Annotated in this window: 10 protein-coding genes; 8 read left to right on the top strand and 2 right to left on the bottom strand. The window is 57.6% G+C overall.

Features of this window, described 5'->3' with window-relative positions; translation table 11 throughout:
- The 8 genes from VKV29_RS02270 to VKV29_RS02235 all read left to right on the top strand — a co-directional run.
- A partial coding sequence (locus VKV29_RS02270) for a YifB family Mg chelatase-like AAA ATPase (RefSeq protein ID WP_324199675.1) occupies window positions 1-1,578 on the top strand: 1,578 nt, incomplete at its 5' end.
- A gap of 56 nt (window positions 1,579-1,634) precedes the next feature.
- Entirely contained in the window at window positions 1,635-1,757 is a 123-nt protein-coding gene (locus VKV29_RS02265; RefSeq protein ID WP_324199674.1) for a hypothetical protein, read from the top strand.
- Between the two features lie 27 nt (window positions 1,758-1,784).
- Window positions 1,785-2,381, top strand: coding sequence for a MarR family transcriptional regulator (locus VKV29_RS02260; RefSeq protein WP_324199673.1), 597 nt, complete (start codon window positions 1,785-1,787; stop codon window positions 2,379-2,381).
- 100 nt (window positions 2,382-2,481) lie between these two features.
- Window positions 2,482-4,035 (top strand): TolC family protein, encoded by a 1,554-nt coding sequence (locus VKV29_RS02255; protein ID WP_324199672.1) that lies wholly within the window; start codon window positions 2,482-2,484, stop codon window positions 4,033-4,035.
- Between the two features lies 1 nt (window position 4,036).
- The gene (locus VKV29_RS02250) at window positions 4,037-5,800 is read left to right on the top strand and encodes an efflux RND transporter periplasmic adaptor subunit (protein ID WP_324199671.1); all 1,764 of its coding nucleotides are present in this window, start codon (window positions 4,037-4,039) and stop codon (window positions 5,798-5,800) included.
- A 23-nt stretch (window positions 5,801-5,823) separates the two neighbouring features.
- Window positions 5,824-7,044, top strand: a complete 1,221-nt coding sequence (locus tag VKV29_RS02245) for an ABC transporter permease (RefSeq protein ID WP_324199670.1) — start codon at window positions 5,824-5,826, stop codon at window positions 7,042-7,044.
- A gap of 34 nt (window positions 7,045-7,078) precedes the next feature.
- A complete protein-coding gene (locus tag VKV29_RS02240) occupies window positions 7,079-7,675 on the top strand; it encodes a hypothetical protein (protein WP_324199669.1) in 597 nt (198 codons plus the stop codon).
- A 15-nt stretch (window positions 7,676-7,690) separates the two neighbouring features.
- Window positions 7,691-8,461, top strand: a complete 771-nt coding sequence (locus tag VKV29_RS02235) for an ABC transporter ATP-binding protein (RefSeq protein WP_324199668.1) — start codon at window positions 7,691-7,693, stop codon at window positions 8,459-8,461.
- 10 nt (window positions 8,462-8,471) lie between these two features.
- Here VKV29_RS02235 and sixA read toward each other — a convergent pair whose 3' ends face one another.
- Together sixA and VKV29_RS02225 are read right to left on the bottom strand one after the other, a co-directional pair.
- A complete protein-coding gene (gene sixA / locus VKV29_RS02230; RefSeq protein WP_324199667.1) occupies window positions 8,472-8,966 on the bottom strand; it encodes a phosphohistidine phosphatase SixA in 495 nt (164 codons plus the stop codon).
- A gap of 25 nt (window positions 8,967-8,991) precedes the next feature.
- Window positions 8,992-9,272: hypothetical protein (locus VKV29_RS02225; RefSeq protein ID WP_324199666.1), on the bottom strand; the 281-nt coding region annotated here is incomplete at its 5' end.

Genomic DNA, 9,272 nt, shown 5'->3' with positions numbered 1-9,272 from the left:
ACCATCCTCGGCATTGATGCCCACGAAATCTATGTGGAAGTGGATGTAAGCCCCGGAATGCCCTCCACCACCATCGTCGGTCTGCCCGATACCGCCGTCAATGAGAGCAAAGAGCGGGTGCGCACCGCCCTGAAAAACTCCGGCTTCCAATTTCCCTACGATAAACGTGTGACCATCAATCTTGCCCCCGCCGACATCCGCAAAACCGGCCCCAGCTTCGACCTGCCTATTGCCGTAGGGCTTCTCGTGGCCACAGGGCAGCTTCCGGCAGACCATATTGAAGGCGCCCAAATTGTAGGAGAGCTTTCTCTCGACGGCAACGTACGCCCCGTAAGCGGCGTGCTTCCCGCAGCCATCGGGGCAAGAGCACACGGCCGTAAGCGTTTCTATGTGCCCAAAGAGAACGCCCGTGAGGCCGCCGTTGTGGCCGATATCGCCGTCTATCCCATCGCCAACCTTCATGAAATGGCCCTCGCCCTCGCCATGCCCGAACGGGTCGCCCCTATGCCCTACGATCCCACACTTCTCCATCCTGATGCCCCACAGTTTATCCACGATTTCGCCGATGTAAAAGGCCACGGGCATGTAAAACGCGCTCTGGAAGTCGCCGCCGCCGGCGGTCACAACGTTTTGCTCATCGGCCCCCCCGGCAGCGGCAAAACCATGATGGCGCGTCGCCTTCCCTCCATCCTGCCCCCGCTCTCCGTAGATGAGGCCCTCGAAGTTACCAAACTCTACTCCGTAGCCGGCCTTCTCACCGCCGAGATGGCGCTCATCAATACACGCCCCTTTCGTTCGCCTCACCATACGGTCTCGACCGCGGCCCTTGTGGGAGGCGGCACCATCCCCCGCCCAGGCGAAGTAAGCCTCGCACACCATGGGGTTCTTTTCCTCGACGAGCTGCCGGAGTTTGCACGAGATGCCCTGGAGGTGCTGCGTCAACCTCTCGAAGATGGCGTTGTGCAGATATCCCGTGTCAACGCCTCCTACGCCTATCCCGCCGATTTCACCCTCGTTGCCGCCATGAACCCCTGCCCCTGCGGCTATTTCGGCGACATCTTTCGCCAATGCACCTGCCAACCCAGCAGCGTGCAAAAGTACCTTAAAAGAGTCTCCGGCCCCCTGCTCGACCGCATTGACCTCCATGTGGAGGTGCCCCGCCTCTCCGAAGAGGAGCTACTTACCGCCCATACCGGAGAAAGCTCCGAAGCCATTCGTGAGCGCGTTTGCCGTGCACGCCAAATCCAGTCCCACCGATTCGCCCAACCCCTGCCGAATAACCCGAAAACCTCCCAAGAAGAGGGGCCGGCGCCCCCCGAAGCCCCCACCAGGCGCATCTATTGCAACGCCCAAATGGGCCCTCGTGAACTGCGCGCCTACTGCCCCCTTCGCCCCGAAGTAAAAACGCTTCTTCGCGCCGCCATCCAACAGCTCGGTCTCTCCGCCCGTGCCTACGATCGCCTCCTTAAAGTGGCGCGAACCATCGCCGATCTCTGCGGCTCCGACGATGTGCAGACCGCTCATGTGGCCGAAGCCATCCAATATCGCAGTCTTGACCGCAAATTCTGGAGCGGTTAGCCACCCCGCACAAACACCGGGCAAGTCTCTGAGAAGCAGCTATAGGATGCTCCTGAATGGCCAACCAAAACGGCATTCTCGAAATCTCAAAATACGATGGCTTAGTAACCGCGCTTTTCAAAAAAGCGTATGGAAGAGGAGAACGGATGCATCTTGACAGCATCCTTTCGCAAAAGTAAACTATCTTTATATCCAAAGAAAAGGCCATGAAAAAAACCAAAAACTCAAAAACGAGATGCTGTGAACATACCGAACTGCCCCTCGAACGCGCCCTTATTCGCGTGGTGAGAGCCACCATGTTCGCCCAACCGCCCCTGCCGGAAATGGATGCTCTTCCCATGGCCCAGATGCGCCTGCTGTGGATGGTCTACCATATGCCGCAAGCAACCATGAAAGAGTTCAGCGAAAAACTGGAGGTCTCGCAATCCACCGTTACCCAACTCGCCGATCGCCTTATCCGGCGCGGCCTCATCCTGCGCTTCCACGATAGCAAAGACCGACGCCTTGTGCGCCTCTCTCTTAGCGAACAGGGGCACCGACTCCTCGAAGAATCCATGGCGCAAACGCACGCCACCCTTCAAGCGATATGGAATCGGCTTAGCGAAGAGGAGCGCCCCAAGGTGATCGAGGGCCTCGAGATTCTAGGCCGAGTGGCAGAACAGTTCCGCATAGAGCAAGGCCGAACCCCGCTCGCATGGCGTGATGAAAGCCTCTCGCAACCCCCAGAAACCTCCGAGCCGATCCCACAACCCATGGTAGACCTCATGGCGCGACGCATCCGCGGGAATCTTAGGGATTCCTAAAAATTAGTGAATACTTTTGACCCGCTCGGTCGTCCATATAACCATACTGCTGCCGTTTTTTCAAAACTCTATGCCCGACGGAAAGGAATAGGATATCGCTATGTACTCTTCCATCTGCCGCTATACGCTGCTACCGGCGCTCTTCGTCTCCTCTCTCGGCCTGGCAACATGCGTGGCTGCAGGTCAAACCAACTCTACCAATAATGCCCAATCTATTCAAACACCGGCAGAAAAACGCTATGGCGTGCCCCCAAACCCTACCATAGGAGCCCAACCCAGCCTCGACCTCTCTAAGCCACTTACTCTTGATAGAGCCATTCAAATCGCCCTCCAGCGCCAAAATGCCATCGCCATCGCCGCCGCCCAACGCGACTCAAGCCGCGCCCAGGTGGTGGCCGCCCGCTCCTCCTACTTCCCCCAAATTACGCCGAGCTTTCAATACCAAACCAACCTCACCCCCATCGAAAGCAGCGCTTTTGGTACAGGAGGCCCCACAAGCCGCTCTTTTTCAAGCGAAACACGCACAGAGGCCATTGTTGCCAAACAACTGATATGGGATGGCGGAATTCGTGAGGCCACCGTCCAGCAGGCCCGCAACACCCTCTTCGCCGACGAATATAACCTCGGCAATACCCGTCAAGACGTCGTCCTTAGCGTTACCCAAAGCTACTATGCCCTCCTGCGCGATCGCGCCCTCGTGAAGGTGCAGCAGACCAACGTTCAGCTCGCCCAAACCACCCTCGAATCCATTCAGGAGCAGGTGCGCGTGGGCAATGCCGCCCCTGCCGATACCCTACAAGCTCAGTCCAACCTCGCCAATGCACGTGTCGCCCTGCTCCAAGCACAAGCCGTCGTCTACGATGATGAGGCCCAACTGAAAAATGCGATGGGTGTGATCACCTCACAGCCGCTTGTGCTTGCAGATCAGTCCCTTCCACAACCCGATCCCACACCCGACCCCCACTCTGTGGACTACTATACGCAACTCGCCTATCAAAACCGCCTCGACATCAAACAGCAGCAGGCCGCCATAGATGCCCAAACCGATCTCCTGCGCATCGCACGCCTCCAAGCGGGTATTAATGTCAACGCCTCTGTATCCGAAGGCTATCAGTTCGACCCTGTTTCAGGCGAAGAGCGCGTCTTTTCCGTCTCCCTCTCCTACCCCCTCTTCGATGCCGGGCTTTCCCGCTCGAAAGTGCGCGAAAACGAGGCGCTGCTTACCCAGCTTGAACGTCAACTCGACCAGATCGAACAGAATATACGCCTTAACATCGAACAGGACTATCGCAATCGTGAGGTGGCTCGGCAACAGGTGGTCGCCGCCGATGCTGCCGTGCAGGCCGGCCAAACCAACTACGATGCCGCCCTCGCCAAACAACAAAACGGGCTTATTAACGTGCTTGATGTGATCAACGCCCAACTACAGCTCGTGACCGCCCAACAACAACAGGTAAACGCCCTCTACAGCTACTACATCGCCAACGCACGGCTGTTGCGCGATATCGGCATGAACGACCCCCAATGGCATCCAAATGTTCCCCATGCCGTGCAAAAACAGTTCTCCGCCAGCGCAACGCCATCGGAGGCCACCGATACGCAGCAAGCAGCCTCGCTTCTACGCGATCCTCTGCTTGACGCACGGAGACCCTAACATGAAGAAGAATAGATACGTTACCCTGCTCGTGCTTTTGCTCTTCCTTACGGGGTGCAATCTCCTCGGTTTGGGAGAGAAAGGAGGCCAAGTTCATTACCGTGTCGCTGCTGTAACCCAAGACATGGTGCGCAAAACCGTCTCTGCCACCGGTGTGCTCACCCCCTGGACAACCGTGGACATTAAAAGTCGCGCCGGTGGCCGCATCCTTAGCTTGCTTGTTGACGACGGCTCTGTCGTCAAAAAGGGGCAACTGATTGCTCTCATAGACCCCTCCGACACCCTACAAGTTTACTACTCCGCCAAAGCCGATACAGATGCCAACCGCGCCCGAGTGGTCGAGAGCCAAAAAGACCTTCAGCTCCAACTTAAAGAGGGGCAGATCGGCATTGATACCGCCAAGGCCAACCTGAAAGCTGCCCAAGCGCAAGCCGCAGCGGCCCAGGCCAACTACCAATCGGCCCAAACCGATGCCGATAACGCGAAAGCGCTCTCCGATGCCAACATCGCCAGCGCACGCGCCACCCTCGCTGCTCAACAGGCCAAGCTTGACCAGATGAAAAACGCTACCATTCCCCAAGCGCGCGCACAAGCTCAGGCCAACCTGCAACAGGCCAAAGCCAACCTCATCAATGCCGATGCCCAACTTACCCGCCAAAAAGCCCTCCTCGCAAAAGGCTTCGTCGCGCAATCGGAGGTAGACCAAGCACAAGCCGCGCGCGATGTGGCCGCCGCCACCGTACTTCAAGCGCAGGCAAAAGTGGATACCCTCGATAAAGAGCTAGACCAGGACTTGAAGGCGCAAGAGGCTCAGGTGGCTCAGGCCAAAGCGGCCCTCGATACCGCCCAAGCCCAAGCCTCCCAAGTGCAAACCAAGCGCTTAGCCGCTCTTGCGGCCAAAGCCAACGCCCAACAAGCCCTCGCTAGCGTGAAACAGGCCCAGGTGAAACTGCAGGACGCCCAGGCGCAACTGATCAACAACATTATTCGCGCCAAGCAGATCGAAGAGGCGAAAGCCGCCGTCATCAAGTCCAACGCAGCTTATGCCGATGCCAAAGTGCAGTTGAACGACACCCGCATTACCGCCCCCATGGATGGGGTAGTCCTGCAAAAGTACGTGGAACAGGGTACTTTTATTACCTCCGGTATGTCGTTCAACTCTTCGGGAACCAGCATCGTGCAACTCGGCGACATCTCCCGCATGTATGTGGATACCAGTGTAGATGAGACGGACGTGGCCAATATCCAAATGGGGCAAAAAGTGGCGGTCACCTTCGACGCCTATCCCTCTATTCCCTTCGATGGCAAGGTCATCCGCATCGAGCCGCAAGAGGTGGTCAATCAAAATGTAACCACCCTGCATGTCCGCGTCGAGGTAGATAATAGTAACGTTGCTTATCGGCTGTTGCGCCCAGGGATGAACGCCACCTGCGAGTTCATCGTAGATGAAAAGGACGACGCTACCTGCATCCCCAACGAGGCGCTGCAAACGGCCAACGATGGAAGCTACTATGTTCTGGTGGCAACCGGAGGGCACCAAGCACCGCCCGATGGCGGTGGTTCGCCCGATCCGTCCGTATTGGAAGGCTGCCATATCGAACGCAGGCCCGTGCAGATCGGTCTACAAGGCGACGACACCACCGAGGTTACACAAGGGCTTAAGCCCGGTGAAAAAGTGGTAACCCAAACCATCCAGCCGGCCAACAGCGCCACGGCCTCGACAAGTGGAGGGTTTGGCGGCGGGCCGGGCCCAGGCCGCCGATAGAGCCGCCGAGAAGGGAGAAAACCATGAAAGCCGCCTTTATAGCCGCGATACGTGGGGTCGCCACCAACAAACTGCGCTCCCTGCTCACCATGCTTGGCGTCATCTTTGGGGTGGCCGCCGTCATTGTGGCCGTGGCTTTAGGCCAAGGTTCTCGTGATGCCGCCCTACGCCGCTTCCAACGCCTTGGCACCACCACCCTCACCGTGCTCCCCGGTCGTCAAAGTCGCAACGGCGTCTCCTTCGCTTTTGGCTCGGCCTCTACCCTCAAAATTGACGACGTGCCCTTTATCCTCCGCGGTTGCCCGGATGTGGTGGCCGTATCCCCAGAACAACAGAAGTTTGAGCAGGTGAAATACGGCGATCAAAATACCAACACCACTGTCTTTGGCTGTGGGCCCGATTTCATGCAGATTCGTCACTTCGATCTAGCCGCCGGCCGCTTCTTCACCCGCTCCGAAGATACCTCCCGCCGCCCTGTCTGCGTGCTCGGCTGGACGGTCTATACCACACTTTTCCTCAACAACGCCCCCGCAGTCGGCAGAAACATCTACATCAACGGGCAAAACTTTAAGGTCATCGGTGTGTTTGCCGAGCGAGGCGGGGGAGGCTTTATAAACGAAGATGACCGCGTGTACGTGCCTATTCGTACCGGCCTACAGCGACTTTTCGGTGGAGCAAACCAGCTTTCCAGCATGTCGGTGGAGGGACGCAGCGAGGAGGTGATGCAGCGCGCCCAAGATGAGATAACCGAGGTGCTGCGCAAACACCATAACATCCCCGACTCCAAACCGAACGACTTTATTATCTTCAACGCCGGCGTCGCCGCCCAAAATAGCCGAGATCAGGCCGAAGATTTTCAGCAACTCATTAGCTATCTAGCCGTCGTGGCCCTCATCGTAGGCGGCATCGGCATTATGAACATCATGTTGGTCTCCGTCACCGAGCGCACCCGCGAGATCGGCGTGCGCAAAGCCATCGGTGCCAAACGGCGCAACATCCTGCTGCAGTTTCTTCTCGAAGCCGTCTTTATCTCGCTTACAGGAGGCATTATCGGGGTGGTGCTAGGGGTGCTGTTCACCCTCTATGCTCTTCCCTATCTCAAACCGCAATGGGAAACGGCCCTCACCGTTCCCCCACTTTTTGTGGCCTTCGGCTTCTCCTTCCTGGTCGGCATCTTCTTTGGGTTCTATCCCGCCATGAAGGCCTCGAAGCTAAACCCAATAGACGCCCTTCGCTACGAGTAGTACCCAAAAACCTAATATGTATAAGGAGACGGTTATGCATGCAAAACAACTGTTCGGTCTCGCGACGGCGCTGATCACACTTACGCTCTACGGCTCCGCCGCAAAGGCTCAAGGCCCTGGCGGCCAAGGCGGCCCTCCACCGGAAATCATGGCCAAAATACGAAAATGGCAGAGCTGGCAAAAGCAGCATAAAAATGCAACTCAGCTTGGTCAAGAGCTTTACCAGCTCGAAATGCTGAACCAACAGTCCGGCTACGCGCTGAACAAGCAGCAGTCGGCCAAGCTCGTGGCCATTTTGAAAGCTTGGCGCCATAAACCCACCATGTCGGAGGAGCAGGCGCATAACGTGTTGAAGCAGATCGGGAGCCTCCTCACCGTGCGCCAAATCCAAAAGATGACGACGCTCACCCCTCCTTGGCAGCGACGCCCCGGCGGACCGGGAGGCGGCCCTCAGCCAGGGGGACGACCAGGAGGCGGGCCTCCCGGCAGAGGCTTCAACTTCCCCGATCCGCCTTCAGGCGGCTTTAATCCGCTGAACCCCGACACCCTGCCCTTCCCGCCTATGCGCGATAGGGCCAAGCAGGGGCTTGATTCGTTCATCGCTACCCTGCAAACTCAGGCAAAACACTGAAAGGTAGTTGACCCCATGTCCGATGTGATCATCGAGGTCACAAACGTTCACAAAATCTATCGGATGGGTAAGACGGAGGTGCACGCCCTACGCGGTGTCTCCGTCTCCATCCGAAGAGGCGAGTTCGTGGCCATCATGGGCCCCTCAGGCTCCGGCAAGTCCACCTTCATGAACATTGTGGGCTGCCTCGATACGCCCACCCGTGGCTCCTATAAGCTCGACGGCATTGAAGTCGCCAAACTTAACGACAACCAACTCGCCGAAATCCGCAACCGAAAGATCGGCTTTGTGTTCCAAACCTTCAATCTGCTGGCGCGCACAACAGCCCTGGAAAATGTGGAGCTGCCGATGCTCTATAGCAACGCGCGCAACCGCCGCCAAATGGCCATTCGCGCCTTGGAGATCGTGGGGCTGGGCGAACGCCTTCACCACAAACCCAACGAGCTGTCCGGTGGTCAACAACAGCGCGTTGCCATCGCACGTGCTCTCGTTAACGACCCACCCATTCTGTTCGGAGATGAGCCTACCGGCAACCTCGACTCTCGCACAAGTGAGGAGATCATGGCCATCTTCCAGCGCCTGCATCGGGAAGGCAAAACGGTGGTGCTTGTAACCCACGAGCCTGACATCGCCGAACATGCCGAGCGCATCATTCGGTTTCGCGATGGTAAGGTGGTGGCAGATGAACCGGTTCTCAATCGCCGCATCGCCGAGGTGGAATTAGAAAAGCTGGGCGGGCCGCTTGAGGAAGAGGAGGACGCCGAACTGCTTTCCGAAACCACCTAAGGCTGGACGCTTAGCTCGCTTTGGCGATAAGGCACAACTGCTTGGGGGTAAGCAACCAAAGCAGCAGGCCGCCGTGCGGCCGCACGTCAAACACCTCCACGCAGGCGAGTCCAGCCTTTCTCATTTTTACGTTGCCGCCGCAGAGCCAAGCGATGTTGCCGCTAAGCGTGGGTTCATGCCCTACAAACAGAAGTCCTTCCTGAGGTGATCGTTCCTGCACAAGGGTCTGTAGTGTTTGGGGGTCGAACAGGCCGGGTTGTAGGCGCGCATCTACTACAAAGCGCTCTTTCGGCCAATGGAGAGCCTCCGCCAAAATCTCGGCGGTTTCTAGTGCCCGCGCGTACGGGCTTGTTAGCAGGGCATCGAAGGAGAGGTCAAGTGCCTTGATTCCCAAGGCGACGCGCTTCATCTCCGCAACCCCCTCCGAGGTGAGATGACGCTCGGCATCCTTCAGGTTAGGACGGGGGTCTTCTGCAAGGCCATGACGAAGGAAATAGAGCCGCATCGGTCACCTCGGAGAGGAGAAGAGGCTACTCTTCTCGCAGAGGATTGGGGATATTTTGGAGGCGATCGAGCTTACGCCGAAACTCACGCATCTCGTCTAAAGTGATGGCTCCCATACGTGCAAAGCGCGTTTTTTCGGCCTCACTAAGCTCTGCCGAGATGTCGCTTAGCAGATCGGCCTCCCACTCCTCTTGTCGGATGAAGTGTTCTCCCAAACGTTTGCAGCGCGAGCAGCGATAGCGGATATAGACATAGGTGGGACCGAACTGTCGCATCAAGTAGCCTTGTCGCACCACATCTCGCTGAT

The sequence above is a fragment of the Chthonomonas sp. genome, from assembly GCF_035294165.1.
In the GTDB taxonomy this organism is placed as follows: Bacteria; Armatimonadota; Chthonomonadetes; order Chthonomonadales; family Chthonomonadaceae; genus Chthonomonas.
This window is presented reverse-complemented; position numbering and strand designations above follow the sequence as displayed.